Source organism: Enterococcus diestrammenae (assembly GCF_049384045.1).
Classification (GTDB): domain Bacteria; phylum Bacillota; class Bacilli; order Lactobacillales; family Enterococcaceae; genus Enterococcus_C; species Enterococcus_C diestrammenae.
Genome location: NZ_JBMRGR010000012.1, coordinates 68,193 through 83,883 on the forward strand (window position 1 = coordinate 68,193; position 15,691 = coordinate 83,883).

Here is a 15,691-nt window from a genome sequence, read left to right on the forward strand (position 1 = left end):
CTAGTCTTATTTTACGAAGAAAGCGGTATAATAAACAGGGTAAAAATCGTTCTCCACTAGACACTATTCGTCATTTGGACAGTTGAAAAAAGGAGGAGCTTATGCATTTCTTTCAAAATTTTGGTTTGGAACCCAACATCTTGTATCACCAACTCCATCTCACCGGTGAAAGTTTTCCTTCCCATTTCCATCGAGCTTATGAAATCTTGGTGGTACAAGCCGGTACCCTAGCATTGACGGTAGAAGAACACACAGAACAGCTTGTCCCGGGGGATTGTGGCTTTATCTTTAGCAATCAAATCCATAGTTTTCAAGCACAACCGGACACCGAGCTGGCCGTCTTGATCCTTTCTCCTGAACTACTGCCAGACTTTCATCAACAAGTACAACAGCAAGTCCCCCTGACCAATCGCCTGCCAGCTGTTGCCCGAAAGCGCCAATTGCCTGCTGCCATGAGCTTATTTCAAATGAAAGCCTGGGCCTATGATCTGTGTCATCAGCTGCTGACCACCTGTGAGTTCAAGCCCGCTCTCACCACCACTAGCGGGGAATTATTGCCCCAGATGCTAAGCTGGCTGATGGCCCATTATCAAGAACCGGTCACTTTGCAACAGCTCGCCCTTCAGCTTAATTATGATTATAAATACCTCTCGAAACTGTTCATCCAAAAAACTGGCATGGGATTCAATGACTATCTGAATTACCTGCGCATCAGTCAGGCGCGGGATTTATTGGCTAACACCCAGCTAGCGATTGCCGAAATTGCTCACCAATGTGGCTACGAGTCTTTGCGGACCTTTAATCGCAATTATCGAAAAGTTTGTGGTCAGCCCCCTTCTGCCCAGCGTCAATCCTAACTGCAAAAAGCTACCGATCCCCTAATTTTCTAGGAGTTCGGTAGCTTTTTGGTAGGTCTTTCCAAACTTATTCGCTTAGCTGGTCCTTTTTTACATGCGCAATTTCGCTAGTTCCTCCGCCTTGGCTTTGGCAATGATTCCGATTTGATTTTCCGAAATCGGTGCGCCAAAAGGTTGTGGCTCCGGTAGATACGCCAACTCTGGCGCATCCACGCCGACATTTAAGTCTTCTTTAATCGGGACACTGGCGTGGTGAATATGCCCATGAAGGTTGCGGATATTTTTCGTGATGCCTAAAAGCATTGGATAATGGGTCAAATAATACTGATGGTGGTCAAACTTCAACAAGACCCCCACATCATGAAAGAAAAACTTGGGGCGGCCTGCCTTGACTCCTCCTGGATCATGGGCGGCCAAGTATTTGAGAAAAGCTCGATTATCATGATTTCCTTTGACAAAGTGAATTTCCCCATTCAGACGAGTCAACAAGTCCAAAATAGCGGGAAAGCCCTGCTCGTAGTCAGGATGCATAGCGATATCCCCCAGATGATAGACGATGTCGGTGACTTTCACCACCTGATTCCAATGGGTAACGATAGTCTCGTTCATTTCCATCACCGTCTTGAAGGGGCGTGGCGCGAAATCGTGACTTCCCAAGAGGTCTTCATGAAAGAAATGGGTATCTGACGTAAAAAATTTCATCGGTTGGACCTCCTTATGGTTGTCGATGATTGGCTGCCGATTAAAGCATGGCTAACGATTGTTTTTGGGTCGGTTTTGGATAGGCTTTGGCAAGGGCCTGCCACTCTGCTTCGGTCAATACCAAATCCGCTGCTTTTAGATTGTCCAAAACATGGTCCGCGCTGCCGGATTGGGGAATCGCCAAAGTTTGACCCTCGCGAATACACCAGGCCAGCAACAATTGAAAAATCGAGACGTGATGTGCGGCTGCGATATCTTGCAACAATTTATTCGCCAAAAAATCATCTCCCAAACTATCCCCTTGAGCAATGGGAGAATAGGCAATCACAGGAAGCTGTTGCCGTTGCATCCAAGGTTTGAGATCATACTCGATCCCCCGCGACCCCAAGTTATACAGGACTTCATTCGTCACACACCGATCACCACCAGGAATCCGCCACAAAGCTTCCATATCGGCCGTATCAAAATTGGAAACACCCCAGTCACGAATTTTTCCCGCCGCTTTCGCCGTCTCTAACGCCAGCACTGTTTCTTCCAAAGGGACGTCGCCAGACCAATGCAACAAATACAAATCCAAATAATCGGTTCCTAAGCGTTTCAGGCTATAATCCAAACTGATGGGTAGTTGCGTTTTTGAAGCATTCCAAGGATAAACCTTCGAAATCAAGTACAAATCCTCTCGTTTAAAAGGCTGTATCGCCTCTCCTACCAAACTTTCTGAGCGTCCTTCCCCATACATCTCCGCCGTATCAATCACAGTGATTCCCGCGTCTAATCCCGTTTGCAACGCCTTGATTTCTTGACTTCGGATTTGTGGCTGGTCCCCCATATGCCACGTTCCTAAGCCAATCGGTCCCACCTGCCGGTCACCAATTGTCACTGGTTTCATCTGCTCACTCCTGTATCTTCATTCTTGCTGTTCTTTACTTTAAGTATAGAGGAGGCTGACAGCGGTGACAAACGTTTTGTCAAAAAATTGGCCGACACATTGCTCTAATAAGAAAGCAAGGCAAACGCGTTCAGCGCTCGAGAATGAAGGCGGAACTGACACATGAGGTTCTTTATCATAAAAAAACACCCCGAGAAAACTCTCGCGGTGTTCATTTGCTTTAGTCTACTTTGACAAACAAGCCCCGGCTAATAAAGCCATCCATCAAGAAATAAAACTTATCTTGCAGCATTTTGTGACTGTCATCTTTGAAGATATTGACGGATTTCAAACCGTTGGCAGTGGTGATAGACATTTTTAAAGTCTTGATGTCTTGGTCCACTGTAATTTTTAGTTTAAAGCCTTCTTTACTTTGAGGCGTTGCTTCTAAGGGACGAATCAGTTGGTAATTGCGGCCGTTGGTTTCCGTAAAGCCGTTGTCTCTTAGGGTATAGCGCTTTGCCTCTGGTGCCAGTTGGTAGTTGACGGGGCAACCTAATACTGTTGCCTTTTCTTGAAATGCCATTGTTTTCACCTCGTGTATGTTCTAGCTAACAGCTTTGCTTTGCACAAGCTTGCAAGCGATTTAGTTGCTTACTGATAATTATATAAGTTGCTAGTGATTTTTGCTAGCCAAAATCGCTAGTTTTGGACATCCAAGACTAGTTTCACGAGATTGTCAGCCAACTCTAGCACCGCTTCTTCCGTGTTGCCATAGCCAAAGCTGATACGAATGGATTCTTTGGTAACTTGACTCTTTTCACCATGCATCGCCTCTAGCACGTGAGACGGTTCGACATTGCCGGCGGTACAAGCTGAACCTGTAGAAATCGCCATCCCCAGCAAATCCAGTTTCATCAGCAACAAATCATTGCTGACACCAGGAAAATGCAGATTCAATGTCTGGGGTAATTTATGTTCAAAATCACCATTTAACGCCCATTTCACACCAGCTTCGGTCAAACGATTGGTCAATAGCTTACCAAAATGGTCATAGGTTGCCCAATTTTCCTCTTGTACAGCGGGTGTCAAATAGCTAACAGCCTTAGCCATCCCGCAAATTCCCGGCAAGTTTTCGGTACCCGCGCGGCGTTTTTCTTCCTGCTCGCCACCATGAAGCAGCGCCGGTAACATCGTCTGATCACTTTTATACAGGAAACCCACGCCTTTTGGTCCGTTGATTTTGTGGGCGGAAACACTCAACAAATCAATTCCTAGCTCTTTGGGTGCAATCGCGACTTTGCCATAAGCCTGCACCGCATCAGTGTGGAAGACCGCTGGATGATCTTTTAACAACTGGCCGATTTCTGAGATAGGTAGTAAATTGCCTGTTTCGTTGTTGGCATACATGATGGAAACAAGGGTCGTATCTGGTCGCAAGGCTTGTGCCAAATCTGATACTTGCAGCTGACCTTTTTCATCCACAGGCAAATAGGTCACTTCAAAGCCCCGCGTCTCTAGATAATGCATCGTTTCTAGCACTGCCGGATGCTCGATAGCGGTGGTGATCAAATGACGACCTTGTTGACGATGGGCTTCTGCCACACCGATGATTGCCGTATTGTCCCCTTCTGTCCCGCCACTGGTAAAAATAATTTCATGGGATTTTACCCCCAATGAGTGACTGATGACATCCCGCGCCAGCTCCAGTTCCATGGCCGCTTGTCGTCCGTAGCCATGGATACTTGAGGGATTGCCAAAAACCTCAGTCAAAATCCGTTGCATCTCAGTGATGACTTCTGGCCGTAGTGGCGTCGTTGCCCCGTGATCAAAATAACCGTTCATGTTTACGTCCCCTTTTTGCCCCTGTCGTGAGCCCTTGATCTGGTTACTAAAACTAGTGTTACTTTCTTAATCATTCTAGCATAGGGGAAAAGTTCTTGGCAAAATATTGGTGGTTTGAGCAGGTGCTTATGGTAACAAAAAGGGCCTACAATGACAGTCGTCATCGTAAGCCTCTTTTTTTGCTTACACTTATACTTCACCCTTCAAAATCAGCAAATCGCAAGGCAAATGTTTTGCCAAGTAAGCTGCCACCGAACCATGAGACAACAAATATTCTAAGTTCGAGTATTGATGGCTACCACTAATCACTAGCTCCGCATTTAACCGTTTGGCCTCATCGATAATCTTGCGTTTGGGATTACCGGTTTGAAGACTAGCTTCAATCGCCACCTCTGGATAGCGGGTTTGCAGTTGGGCCAAAAGTGCTTCTAGCGCTGCTTCTTTGGATTTTTCCAGGGCTGGCAAGAAATCGTCATCTTGCGCCTCAGCTAGTTCCAATTCAGCTGTATCCAAAATATCCAGCAACAAGACGTTTTCTCCTTGCAATTTTTGGATCATTTCAAAGCTTTTTTCCAAATAGCTGGTCACACCAGCTAACGAATCTAACGTCAGTAAAATCGTTGACATGACAATTGCTCCTTTCTCGTAGTAAACACTTTATTAAAAGAACAAGTAGGCACCGGCTCCGGCTAACAACAATAAGCAAACCGAACCCAAAAATGATGCGATAAAGACGTTGCGGCCGCGAGCGATGATGACTTTGAAGTTGACACTCATCCCCAAGGCAGCCATCGCCATCCCCAAGAAAATGTATGCCAAAGCGACGAGTTGATCGATCACGCCTTGTGACAAAGGACCAAAACTTCCAAAGGCGCTGGTCAACAAGAAGCCCACCATAAACCAAGGAATTGGTAATTTTTGCTTTTCATCGGTGTCCTTTTTATGACGTTTTTGATAGAGGGCACCGACAATCATAGCAGCTGGGGCTAACAACAAAACCCGCGATAATTTCATGATGATGGCATTGTCCAAAGCCACCGTCCCACCGGCCCCACCAGCAGCCACGGCATGGGCGATTTCATGCAAGGAGGCACCGTTCAAAATCCCAAATTGGACATCCGTAAAAGGCAAGACTTTTAATAACGCTACCTCGACTAAAGTAAAGACCGTACCCATGATACAAACGACTGCCACCGCCAGTACGGAGTTGTCCTTGTCGGCTTTGACTTGTGGGGAAATCCCCATAACCGCAGCGGCGCCACAGATGGCACAACCAAAGCTAGCTAAGAAACTCAATTCTTTGTCCACCTTCAACAAGCGACAGAAAAAGTAAACCACGGCAATCGTAAATGACACGACGACAAACGCCATGACGATGGTTTTGATCCCGGATTCCGCTAAGGATACCAGATTTAAACGAAACCCTAATAAAATAATACCAAGACGCAAAAACTTATTAGAAATAAAGCCAATCCCATCCACACTGGCATAAATCAATGGTGAACTAATTTGGCACAACATCCCGATTAACAAAGCAATAACCAATGCGCCAATCAGGCTCAACCCAGGAAGTAAGGATAAATATTTTCCTAGCAAGGAACAAACCAACGTGCTAGCAAAGGCAATCCAAAATCCCCTCTTTTTAAAAATTTCAAACATACAAGTGCTCTCCTCCTTCTAAATGGCTGAAGACTTACAGAAAAAAGCAGTGCCAATAACTCATAGCTTACCTTCTACTCCGATGGCACGCCTCTGTTTTTAGTCAGCCACAATCAGTGTAGAGCAAGGCTTTCCCCTCTGTACAATGAATTAATTCAATAGCTGGTATTAGCTTTCTAAATACCTCGCCATTTTTGCACAAGCTTTTTTCCCAAAAACAAAAAGGCCTTAGTAAGCCACCTCATAGGAAATAAATAGCAAGAAAGTCGTTTGCCAAGCCTTTGATTTCAGCTAAAGGCCTTTGATATCGGTTTTCTATGATTTCCGCTATAATAGAAATAACTTGAAGTTCCAAAGCCAAAGGAGGCCTTGACTGTGACTACGAACTATCCAAAAGATCAATGGATTGGGATTGATGAACAGCTTTTTAAACCTTATAAAGATTGGATTACCCATGCTGGTTATTTGTGTGGGACCCATGCCACGGCGGTTTTGTTGGCCTATTATCAAGATCATGTGGAGGAAAGCATGATTCCCTCCACCCTTCGCAAAAAAGGTGAGCCAGATGGCAAGACTTTGTCAGAGTTTCTGCGGATTTTGATACAGCCCCACGAAATGCCGACAATTGCTTATCAAGTTGCTCATGGCCTTTCGAAATATTTTAGTTATTTTCATCTACCCTATCGTCCCCGCGCCACCATGGTAGGTAGCTGGTATCGTACCACCAAACGCCTGCAACAAGGCAAGCCTGTCGTCGTGGGTTTACTCAAAGCAAAAGGCTCCACCTATGGCAATCATTGGGTCACTGCCTACGCATTTATGGAAACAACAGCAGGCAAACGCTATTACAAAGTCCATGACAATTGGGGCAATTACCGCAAAGTGATTCCCGCTGATTGGGGCAATGGCACCGTTTCCTTACCTTAATTACGAAAGTTTCAACACATTTTCAGGTTATTTTGTGTTAGAATAAAGAAAATTCACGATTATTTGGGAGGACGATTGACAAAATGGGCGTTAATTACGAAGAAAAGCCACTGAAAATTTTTAGCTTAAATGGGAATACCCCGTTAGCTGAAAAGATTGCTGCGACTTTTGGGGTCAAGCTAGGGGATTGTGCCATCAAACAATTTTCAGATGGCGAGATTTCCATCAGTATTGAAGAAACGGTACGGGGGGTTCACGTCTATCTCGTGCAAGCCACTAACCAACCCGTCAACGACTATTACATGGAACTATTGATCATGATCGATGCATTGAAACGGGCCAGTGCCAAGACAATCAATGTCGTTTTGCCCTACTACGCCTATGCCCGCCAAGACCGCACAGCCAAACCTCACGAACCGATCACAGCTAAATTGATCGCCAATCTCCTCCAAGAAGCTGGTGCGACTCGGGTCTTGACCCTCGACCTCCATACCGTCCAAGTCCAAGGATTTTTCGATATTCCAGTGGACAACCTCTTCACCATGCCGTTATTTGCGCGCTACTACCGCGATCAAAAGATGACCGGTGATGACTATGTTGTGGTGTCACCGAAAAACTCCGGTGTTCAACGCGCTCGTAGTCTCGGGGAATACTTAAATACCACCCTGGCGATCGTTGACCAAGAAGAAAGCGATCCAAATGGCGGCTACGTCATCGGGGATGTCAAAGGCAAGACTTGTATCATGGTGGATGATATTTTAAACACCGGGGCGACTTTAGCTAAAGCCGCCAAGTTTTTGAAAGATGCTGGTGCCAAAGAAGTCTACGCTTGTGCCTCCCACGCTTTGTTGTCCCCACCTGCCAAAGAACTGATCGAAAACTCCGAGATCAAAACCTTATGTGTCACCGATTCTTGTTTGACGGCTGAAGAACGCCACCCAAGCAACATGGAATACATCAGCTGTGGCGAATTGATGGGGGACGCAGTCAAAGTCATCCACGAAAACAAACCCATGAGTCCGTTGTTTAAACTAGAAGAAAAATGTTTCGATTGATTGCTACTAAATAAAAAGTAGAGCCAGCAAGATGATCCACAAAAACACCAATCCTTCCGATGTGTCTAATCTCTCATCGAAAGGATTGGTGTTTTTGATTTGGTTAGTTTTTTCGCGTATTTTTCTGTTTGATGCCACTAGTTGCTCCAGCAAACTACCGCAACCATCATTTAGCAGAAACAGCAAAATCTTTGTAGAATAATGAAACCTGTACGATAATGGGGGTAATTGGCACAGGAGCTGGCGCTTATCCGACTTCCGAGGAATAATCACAAGCTCGCGTGTGAGCAAACAAGAAAGAAGGAATTTCCATGACTTCATTACAAAAACAAGATTTTTACGAATATGTCAACGGTGACTGGCTGAAAACCGCTGAAATCCCGGCAGACAAACCGGCGACTGGCGGCTTTCAAGATTTGGTGGATGGTATCGATGAACAATTGATGGCGGAGTTTGACCATTTTGTCGCCCATCCAGAAACAATCCCCGCTGGTCGAATGCAAGACGCCATCGCTTATTACCAACTGGCTAACGACTACGAGATGCGGGATCAATTGGGAGCCACCCCGATTCAACCACTATTAGACCGGGTTGTGAGCCTGTCAAATTTAGCCGATTTAGATGGGCAACTGGCTGATTGGGTCTTATCCGGCCTGCCTTTACCTTTTGCGGTAGAGGTCGACCAAGACATGAAAAACACCAAGTTTAACACGTTTTTTGCTGCACCAGCTGGGACGATTTTGCCAGATAAAACTTACTATGAAGCTGACCATCCCCAAGGCCAAAACTTAATGGAGGTCTTCTCTGAGATGACGGTCCAAGTGCTAAACAAGATGGGCTATGAGATAGCAGAAGCCAAAAAAATCATGGCAGATGCGCAAGCTTTCGATGCCTTGATTGTCCCCCATGTACGCAGTTCTGAAGAAAATGCCGACTATAGCAAAAACTACAATCCTCGAAGCTTTGGCGAATTTCGTGCCTACTCTAGTCAATTGGATTTAGGCAAACTCACCGAAACCCTAGTCGGCACCCAACCAGAAAAAATCATCATCACTGAACCGGAGTATTTTAAAGCCTTGGACAGCATCGTGACGCCAGAAAACTTTGTATTACTTAAACATTGGATGCTGATGCAAGTCGCTCTTGGCTATACTGGCTATCTAAGTGAAGAGTTGCGCCAACTTGGTGGTACCTATGGCCGTTATCTCTCTGGTATCACTGAAGCCAAAGCACCTAAAAAAGCCGCCTTTTACTTAGCAAATGGGCGCTTCAGTCAGGTGGTGGGCAGTTATTATGGTCGCAAATATTTTGGACCAAAAGCCAAAGCCGATGTCGAACATATGGTGCACACCATGATTAGGATCTATCAAGAACGTCTGGAAAAAAATACTTGGCTTTCTTATGAGACCCGTCAAAAAGCCATCACAAAACTAAACACGCTAGGCATTCATGTGGGGTATCCCGAAAAGATTCCCGCTTATTATGACAAGTTCATCACCAAAACCAAAGAAGCTGGCGGCACGCTGATCGAAAACGCCCTGGCTTTTTCTCGGATCGTGCGAGAAGACAACTTTAGCAAATATGGTCAAGAAAAAGACCGGGATGAGTGGGAAATGAGCGCCGCTACCGTCAATGCCTACTATCATCCCTTCTTAAACGTCATCGTCTTTCCGGCAGCGATTCTGCAAGCACCCTTTTATAGTTTGGAACAATCCGCTAGCGCCAACTACGGCGGAATCGGTGCCGTTATCGCCCACGAAATCTCCCATGCCTTTGACAACAATGGCGCCAAATTTGATGAGTTTGGCAATATGAACAACTGGTGGACTGAAGCTGATTTGCGCCACTTTGAAGAACTATCAAAAGGCATGATTGCCGAGTTTGATGGGATCGAATTTGCAGGTGGCAAAGTCAACGGGACCTTGACCGTTTCAGAAAATATCGCTGATGCTGGCGGTTTGAGCTGTGCCCTAGCAGCTGCCAAACGCGACGGCGATGTTTCCTTAGATGATTTCTTCACCAACTGGGCCAAAATCTGGCGCACCAAAGCGCGGGAGCAATACCAACAACTCCTCTTGGCCATCGATGTCCACGCTCCGGCTAAGTTGCGAGCCAACGTCCAACTGGCAAATATTGACGATTTCTACAGCACCTACCAAATCGAACCAACGGATAAAATGTACTTGCCACCAGAAAAACGCGTGCATATCTGGTAAACTAGCAGCTGGCTACCAACTAGCTGGCAATATACGAAATAGCCTCTCAACTCAGACCCTTGTATCAAGGCTAGGTTGAAAGGCTATTTTTCAAGCGATAAAAAACGTCTCTCAACTAAGGGATTACCAACAGTTGAGAGACGTTTATTCGTCTTATTTCTTTTGCAACGCAGCTTTGACCATTTCCGCCATATCAGAAAATTGACTGTTTTCATCAACAACTTTGTCTGCTTCTGCTTTTTTCGATTTGTCTTGCAACAATTCGGTAATTTGGCTAGCATCGCTAATGCCTAATTTGCCAAGCATATCACCCATATTTGAAAAGTTGGTGAATTGTTTCAAGAAATCGCCACTCATCAAAGAACCTAAATCTACGCCACCATCTTTTTGTAAATCACTGATAATACCTGGGATATCAGACATATCAAAGCCGTCTTTCAAACGATCAAAAATACCCATGTTTTTTCCTCCTCTTTGGCATGAGATTCCTTGCCACAAACCGTGGCCGCAGCGTCTCACCCTCTGTCCTGAGTATAGCTAAAAAACTAGCGTTTGGCGAAAGATATGTCCTTTTAAAATATCAGATGTTTTATTTGATTTTTTGACAATTACAGGATTTCCGCGCTCAAAGTATTGGCAAAATGCTGCAAGGCCCACTTATGCCCCACCGGATCAAAGCTAGCGACCGCCGATTGCAAGACATGAATCCGATAGCCTAAATTATAAGCATCGACTGCCGTATGCAACACGCAAATATCTGTACAAACCCCAGTCAAATAAATATCCGTAATCCCCCGTTCCCGCAAACGAATATCCAAATCCGTGCCACTAAAGGCAGAATAATGACGCTTATCAATCCAGTAGACGTTTTTATCTCCTTGATGCGCCTCATATAAAGGGGCCAAACTGCCATACAGCTGACGGCCACTGGTCCCAATCACATTGTGGGGTGGAAACAGCTTATTTTCTGGGTGAAAATCATCGGTAGGGTCATGGGCATCGATGGCAAACACCACAAAATCACCGGCTGCGATAAACTCTTTAGTAGTTTGCACGAGAGCTGCCTCGATGGCTTGCCCGTCAGCACCAGTAGTCAGTTTGCCGTCGGTGGCAACAAAATCATAAGTATAATCAATAGAAAGTAAGGCTTTCATTCAGCTTCCTCCTGTCAACTGGCAGTGCAATAGTGGTACACTCTCGCATTACCAGAACATTTTCTCCTAGTATACCAAGTTTTTGTGGGTATTTCGAACAGAAGTGTCTTGACAGATAAAAAAATCCCGACCTTTTCCAGTATTCAATAAAAAAAGGTCAGGATTTCACTTCTAACTCAATAGATTAAACCAAATGGCGCACAAATGCCAAAACCATTTCAGCCGAGCGTTTACCAGCTTCGTCGATAAACTCATCGAAGGTCATGGCTGCATCGTGATCCGCCGTATCGCTGATGGCCCGCACGACTAAGAAAGGAATCTTAAACAAGAAGGCAGTTTGCGCTACGGCAGCTCCTTCCATTTCATTGGCTAAAGCATCTGGAAAATGAGTTTTGATTTCAGCTACTTTGGCGGGATTATTGACAAAAGTATCGCCGGTCACGATCAATCCTTTACGAACTTGGTGATTCGTAGCTTCAGCGGCTTTGGTCATTTCGCTGATTAAATACTTGCTAGCTTCAAAATACAGCGGCATCCCTGCTGGCAACTGGCCATATTCATAGCCAAACCCAGTGACATCCACATCAAAATAAGCTAGTTTTTCAGAAATTACGAGATCGCCTACTTGTAGGCCTTCACCGATGCCACCAGCAGAACCCGTATTGATGACCATATTGACGCCATATTTTTGAATCAAAAGGCTCGTGATGGTACTCGCCGCCACTTTGCCAATGCCCGAGCGCACTAAGATGATTTCATGGCGACCAATGCCACCAGATACAAACAATGCCCCCACCCGTTCCCACGAGACGGGATTTTCCATCTGTTCTTTGAGGATTTTGATTTCCTGATCCATCGCGCCGATAATTCCAATTTTCATAATTATCCTCCATTCACCGGAAAACTTTCACCGGTAATTTTCTTGATTTTTATAAGAAGAAGGTGGCCAACATTACCACGACAATCAATAGAGAAACCACGATGATAGCCCCGGTCAAAAAACCATTTAAATCCCGTGAGCGTTGGTTTTCCAGGCTACGAGATTTTTTTAGAGGCTTGGTCTTCTTCTTTTCTTTTCGATAAAAGTTGTCGATTTGCTTTTCCGCTTGTGCCAATTCTTTTTTTGCTTGCTTATCAGTGATTTTTTGAGTAGGCACTGACTGTTTGCGCGAGATGTGGAAGGTTTGTTGGCTCCGTTCTGCTACTTGATTTTCGGTATCAAACAGCGCAGATTCCTCCTGCTCAGAAAGCTGTTTTTTGCGAGAACGCAAAGCCGAGCGGGTAATCAAAGGCTTCTTACTCATAAGCATCACGTCCTTTAGCCAGGGCCAGTTCCCAATATTGGATGGCATACAATGTCTTGGCATCACAGATCTCCCCAGTGGCCACCGCGGCTTTGGCTTCGTCTAGGGTCAATTGCAAGACTTCGATCACTTCGTCTTCGTCCATTGCCCGGGGATTTTCCACTTTTACCATGTCCAAGGCTTGATAGATATGGAGCATTTCATTGGAAAAACCTGGGGACAGATACATGGAAGCCACGTGCACCAACTCGCCGGGGCGATAGCCAGTTTCTTCTTCTAGCTCCCGCGAACCGGTTACTTCAGGATGCTGACCTTCACCGGGATCGATTTTGCCCGCAGGAATTTCTAAACTAACCTGTTCCAATGGTTTACGAAACTGCCGGACAAGCAATAGTTTGTTTTCAGGCGTTATCGCCAAAATGCCGACACCGCCATGGTGAAAGACTAGCTCACGTTGGGCGGTTCCTCCCATCGGCAAGGCGACATCATCGAGGACCACATCAATAATCTTGCCATGAAAAAGTTCTTGGCGTTTAATCGTTTTTTCTTCAAAGTCTTCAAACGAAAGCATTTCACTCCCACTTTCTGTTTTGTTATTCTATCTAAAAGAGACAGTTTGCCACTGCCAGATTTCCAACACACAGGTCATGAAAAATCTTTTGGGCAGGCGCTTTGACTGTTAGTATACACGTTTTTCTGAAAATGTGCCGTTAAAATCGTCATAAGAAATCTTATGTTTTTACTAAATTGGAAAAATCAACCCTTAGTCTGATTTTTTTTGTCCTAGCTGCGTGCTAAAATGATTTTGTAGTCAACAAGAGACGGCTAAGCTTTACTCGCTATACAAGATAACCACGAGGACACCCCTCGTCACCGAGCTTCTCCCATGATGATGGCAAATTTGATGTTGCCTCCTCATTGACAAGGAGTCGGTACCACATTCAGGAGGATATCCCTATGAAAAAAGTTGTTTTATATTCTATCGTTGGCGTCCCCATTGCCCTTTTATTATGGGACATGCTGCGTTATTCCAACAACTCGTTGCCCTTTCTTTTAGTCATCGGCGGCGTCTTGTTAGTAGTTTTGGGGCTGAAAGGTTCGGCACCGAAAAAGGTGGTACCCAAAAGTGTCGTCCCACTGCTTTCAAAAGAAAAAGAGCAGCACTACTTGGACAGTGGCATGAGTACCAGTGAGATTGATTTTTTCCGGGATACTATGAGCCAAACCAAGGTCCAAATTCAACAACTCCAAGACAATATCAATAAAAGTGCTAAGTTGAAAGCCATCGACTTGCGCCACGATACTTTACGGGCCTCCAAAGCACTGTTTAAGGAATTGGTGAAGGAACCACAAAAACTTCATTGTGCCAACCATTTCTTGTACACTCATCTACCAAACATGGTGGAACTGACGGACAAGTTTATCGAGATTAACAGCCACGAGATCAAGAGCAAAGAGACTTACGAAAAGATTGAAGAAAGCTCCCAGATTATCGACCAAATGGCTTCCTTAATCGCCCAAGACTACCAACAGTTTGTGGCAGATGATTTAGAAGATATGGATATTGAGCTTTCCATTGCCAAACAGAGCCTAAAACGGGATAATATAAATAGCACAACGGTGGAAAAAGTCTAGCCTCTGCGCTAGCTTTTTTCGAATCAGCGCTTCTCCTAAGTCGGGAGGGCGTCATCCTTTCTCATAACAATTAGCAAATTGATAGCCAAAGCAACGTATTTGAGTGAAACTGGCCTACAGGATCTTTTCCACTAGTAGCGCCCATACCATTGGAGGAATGAACATGACAGAAAACAATGTACCCCAACAACCCACACAAAACGTGGATTCGACTTTGGAGGACTTACTAAATAGCCCCTTCACTACACCAGTCGGCTCTTTGACAGAAACCCAAAAAACAGAAATCAACGCCCTACAAGAACAACAAAAAGCCGACCGTCTCGTGGATAAATTGCCACCAGAACGCCAAGCTCAAGCCAAAGAACTAGCCGCAAAAATCGATGCCACCGACCAACAAGGGGTCATCACCTATGGGGCTGTTGCTCAACAAAAACTCAGCGAATTTTCCCAATCCATGTTAAACCATGTCCAAGCCAATGATATTGGACCTGTGGGAGATAGTTTGACCGAATTGATGTATCGCCTAAACGAAGCCAACCCTGATGAGTTACGGGCTGGGGAAGGTAGTCTTTTCAAGCGGATGTTTGGCAAAGTTAAACAATCCATCTATGAGATCACTGCCAAATACCAAAAAATGGGCGCGCAAATCGATAAAATCGCCGTTAAATTAGACAAAGAAAAAGACGGCTTGTTAAAAGACAACCTGATGTTGGAACAGCTTTACCACAAAAATAAAGACTACTTCGATGCACTGAATATCTATATCGCTGCTGGAGAATTGAAAGCCGAAGAACTAAAAACGACGATCATTCCCGAAGCCATGAAAAAAGCCGAAACTTCCGGCGACCAGATGGACGTCCAAATCGTCAATGACTACGGCCAATTTTTGGATCGTTTGGACAAACGGACCCACGATTTGCGGTTGGCACGGCAAATCACGATCCAACAAGCCCCACAAATTCGCTTGATTCAAAACACCAACCAAGCCTTGGCCGAAAAAATCCAAGCCTCCATCAACACGGCGATTCCATTGTGGAAAAACCAAGTGGTGATTGCCCTCACCTTGTTACGCCAAAAAGACGCAGTGACTGCTCAGCGCCAAGTTTCAGAGACCACCAACGATCTCTTGAAGAAAAACTCGGAAATGTTGAAAGTCTCTGCTATCGAAACTGCTAAAGAAAATGAACGGGGCATCGTGGATATCGAAACCTTGCAAAAGACCCAAAACGACTTAGTGGAAACCCTCCAAGAAACCTTGCGTATCCAACAAGAAGGTAAGGAAAAACGCCGGGCTGCCGAAATCGAATTGGGCACCATGGAAGAAGATCTCAAAAACAAACTCTTAGAACTGACTTCCAACAACGGCCGTTAACTCCACAAGCTCTCCTCCCTACGCCAAAATGGTGTAGGGCTTTTTTTGTGCTCGTATCTTAAAAGCAGAAGGCGTATAATAAGACGTCGAGTCAGAA

17 protein-coding genes are annotated in these 15,691 nt (G+C 45.2%); 6 read left to right on the forward strand and 11 right to left on the reverse strand.

Translation table 11 applies throughout. The annotated features are described in order from the left end of the window. Positions 1-101: 101 nt before the first annotated feature. On the forward strand, positions 102-857 hold the full coding sequence (locus ACO03U_RS09475) for a helix-turn-helix transcriptional regulator (protein ID WP_204686740.1): 756 nt from the start codon (positions 102-104) through the stop codon (positions 855-857). 90 nt (positions 858-947) lie between these two features. On the opposite strand, the gene ACO03U_RS09480 is transcribed toward ACO03U_RS09475, so the two are convergent. From ACO03U_RS09480 to ACO03U_RS09505, 6 genes are all read right to left on the reverse strand, one after another. Next, positions 948-1,559 carry a metallophosphoesterase gene (locus ACO03U_RS09480; RefSeq protein ID WP_161870714.1) on the reverse strand — a complete coding sequence of 204 codons (612 nt, stop codon included), beginning with the start codon at positions 1,557-1,559 and terminating at the stop codon, positions 948-950. 40 nt (positions 1,560-1,599) lie between these two features. Further along, the gene (locus ACO03U_RS09485; protein ID WP_204686739.1) at positions 1,600-2,448 is read right to left on the reverse strand and encodes an aldo/keto reductase; all 849 of its coding nucleotides are present in this window, start codon (positions 2,446-2,448) and stop codon (positions 1,600-1,602) included. Between the two features lie 220 nt (positions 2,449-2,668). Then, positions 2,669-3,013, reverse strand: coding sequence for a DUF1831 domain-containing protein (locus tag ACO03U_RS09490; RefSeq protein ID WP_161870712.1), 345 nt, complete (start codon positions 3,011-3,013; stop codon positions 2,669-2,671). A gap of 116 nt (positions 3,014-3,129) precedes the next feature. After that, positions 3,130-4,272 carry a cysteine desulfurase family protein gene (locus tag ACO03U_RS09495; RefSeq protein WP_161870711.1) on the reverse strand — a complete coding sequence of 381 codons (1,143 nt, stop codon included), beginning with the start codon at positions 4,270-4,272 and terminating at the stop codon, positions 3,130-3,132. A 189-nt stretch (positions 4,273-4,461) separates the two neighbouring features. Next, the gene (locus ACO03U_RS09500; RefSeq protein ID WP_161870710.1) at positions 4,462-4,899 is read right to left on the reverse strand and encodes a universal stress protein; all 438 of its coding nucleotides are present in this window, start codon (positions 4,897-4,899) and stop codon (positions 4,462-4,464) included. A 33-nt stretch (positions 4,900-4,932) separates the two neighbouring features. After that, positions 4,933-5,931 carry a YeiH family protein gene (locus tag ACO03U_RS09505; RefSeq protein WP_161870709.1) on the reverse strand — a complete coding sequence of 333 codons (999 nt, stop codon included), beginning with the start codon at positions 5,929-5,931 and terminating at the stop codon, positions 4,933-4,935. A 375-nt stretch (positions 5,932-6,306) separates the two neighbouring features. Between ACO03U_RS09505 and ACO03U_RS09510 the strand changes: the two genes are divergently transcribed. The 3 genes from ACO03U_RS09510 (at position 6,307) to ACO03U_RS09520 (ending at position 10,129) form a co-directional block, all read left to right on the forward strand. Beyond that, positions 6,307-6,858, forward strand: a complete 552-nt coding sequence (locus ACO03U_RS09510) for a hypothetical protein (protein ID WP_204686738.1) — start codon at positions 6,307-6,309, stop codon at positions 6,856-6,858. A gap of 83 nt (positions 6,859-6,941) precedes the next feature. Continuing rightward, positions 6,942-7,913: a ribose-phosphate diphosphokinase gene (locus ACO03U_RS09515; protein WP_161870707.1), complete on the forward strand. Its 972-nt coding sequence runs from the start codon at positions 6,942-6,944 to the stop codon at positions 7,911-7,913. Positions 7,914-8,224: 311 nt separating this feature from the next. Further along, positions 8,225-10,129 carry a M13 family metallopeptidase gene (locus ACO03U_RS09520; RefSeq protein ID WP_204686737.1) on the forward strand — a complete coding sequence of 635 codons (1,905 nt, stop codon included), beginning with the start codon at positions 8,225-8,227 and terminating at the stop codon, positions 10,127-10,129. Positions 10,130-10,282: 153 nt separating this feature from the next. On the opposite strand, the gene ACO03U_RS09525 is transcribed toward ACO03U_RS09520, so the two are convergent. From ACO03U_RS09525 to ACO03U_RS09545, 5 genes are all read right to left on the reverse strand, one after another. Then, positions 10,283-10,588 (reverse strand): hypothetical protein, encoded by a 306-nt coding sequence (locus tag ACO03U_RS09525; RefSeq protein ID WP_161870705.1) that lies wholly within the window; start codon positions 10,586-10,588, stop codon positions 10,283-10,285. A gap of 149 nt (positions 10,589-10,737) precedes the next feature. Continuing rightward, positions 10,738-11,283, reverse strand: a complete 546-nt coding sequence (locus ACO03U_RS09530) for a cysteine hydrolase family protein (RefSeq protein WP_204686736.1) — start codon at positions 11,281-11,283, stop codon at positions 10,738-10,740. 184 nt (positions 11,284-11,467) lie between these two features. Then, positions 11,468-12,163 carry a 5'-methylthioadenosine/adenosylhomocysteine nucleosidase gene (locus ACO03U_RS09535; protein WP_204686735.1) on the reverse strand — a complete coding sequence of 232 codons (696 nt, stop codon included), beginning with the start codon at positions 12,161-12,163 and terminating at the stop codon, positions 11,468-11,470. A gap of 49 nt (positions 12,164-12,212) precedes the next feature. Next, positions 12,213-12,587, reverse strand: a complete 375-nt coding sequence (gene macP / locus ACO03U_RS09540; protein WP_204686734.1) for a cell wall synthase accessory phosphoprotein MacP — start codon at positions 12,585-12,587, stop codon at positions 12,213-12,215. Continuing rightward, positions 12,580-13,158, reverse strand: a complete 579-nt coding sequence (locus ACO03U_RS09545; RefSeq protein WP_161870701.1) for an NUDIX hydrolase — start codon at positions 13,156-13,158, stop codon at positions 12,580-12,582. The genes macP and ACO03U_RS09545 overlap by 8 nt, the downstream gene beginning before the upstream one ends. 386 nt (positions 13,159-13,544) lie before the next feature. Between ACO03U_RS09545 and ACO03U_RS09550 the strand changes: the two genes are divergently transcribed. After that, positions 13,545-14,222 (forward strand): 5-bromo-4-chloroindolyl phosphate hydrolysis family protein, encoded by a 678-nt coding sequence (locus ACO03U_RS09550; protein ID WP_161870700.1) that lies wholly within the window; start codon positions 13,545-13,547, stop codon positions 14,220-14,222. A gap of 157 nt (positions 14,223-14,379) precedes the next feature. Next, complete coding sequence (locus tag ACO03U_RS09555; protein ID WP_423104658.1) at positions 14,380-15,594, forward strand: toxic anion resistance protein; 1,215 nt, start codon at positions 14,380-14,382, stop codon at positions 15,592-15,594. Positions 15,595-15,691: the final 97 nt, after the last annotated feature.

Bases quoted from the DNA above. Each gene is read 5' to 3' on its own strand.
- ACO03U_RS09475 (WP_204686740.1), top strand. From the start codon at position 102: ATGCATTTCTTTCAAAATTTTGGTTTGGAACCCAACATCTTGTATCAC.
- ACO03U_RS09480 (WP_161870714.1), bottom strand. From the start codon at position 1,559: ATGAAATTTTTTACGTCAGATACCCATTTCTTTCATGAAGACCTCTTG.
- ACO03U_RS09485 (WP_204686739.1), bottom strand. From the start codon at position 2,448: ATGAAACCAGTGACAATTGGTGACCGGCAGGTGGGACCGATTGGCTTA.
- ACO03U_RS09490 (WP_161870712.1), bottom strand. From the start codon at position 3,013: ATGGCATTTCAAGAAAAGGCAACAGTATTAGGTTGCCCCGTCAACTAC.
- ACO03U_RS09495 (WP_161870711.1), bottom strand. From the start codon at position 4,272: ATGAACGGTTATTTTGATCACGGGGCAACGACGCCACTACGGCCAGAA.
- ACO03U_RS09500 (WP_161870710.1), bottom strand. From the start codon at position 4,899: ATGTCAACGATTTTACTGACGTTAGATTCGTTAGCTGGTGTGACCAGC.
- ACO03U_RS09505 (WP_161870709.1), bottom strand. From the start codon at position 5,931: ATGTTTGAAATTTTTAAAAAGAGGGGATTTTGGATTGCCTTTGCTAGC.
- ACO03U_RS09515 (WP_161870707.1), top strand. From the start codon at position 6,942: ATGGGCGTTAATTACGAAGAAAAGCCACTGAAAATTTTTAGCTTAAAT.
- ACO03U_RS09520 (WP_204686737.1), top strand. From the start codon at position 8,225: ATGACTTCATTACAAAAACAAGATTTTTACGAATATGTCAACGGTGAC.
- ACO03U_RS09525 (WP_161870705.1), bottom strand. From the start codon at position 10,588: ATGGGTATTTTTGATCGTTTGAAAGACGGCTTTGATATGTCTGATATC.
- ACO03U_RS09530 (WP_204686736.1), bottom strand. From the start codon at position 11,283: ATGAAAGCCTTACTTTCTATTGATTATACTTATGATTTTGTTGCCACC.
- ACO03U_RS09535 (WP_204686735.1), bottom strand. From the start codon at position 12,163: ATGAAAATTGGAATTATCGGCGCGATGGATCAGGAAATCAAAATCCTC.
- macP (WP_204686734.1), bottom strand. From the start codon at position 12,587: ATGAGTAAGAAGCCTTTGATTACCCGCTCGGCTTTGCGTTCTCGCAAA.
- ACO03U_RS09545 (WP_161870701.1), bottom strand. From the start codon at position 13,158: ATGCTTTCGTTTGAAGACTTTGAAGAAAAAACGATTAAACGCCAAGAA.
- ACO03U_RS09550 (WP_161870700.1), top strand. From the start codon at position 13,545: ATGAAAAAAGTTGTTTTATATTCTATCGTTGGCGTCCCCATTGCCCTT.
- ACO03U_RS09555 (WP_423104658.1), top strand. From the start codon at position 14,380: ATGAACATGACAGAAAACAATGTACCCCAACAACCCACACAAAACGTG.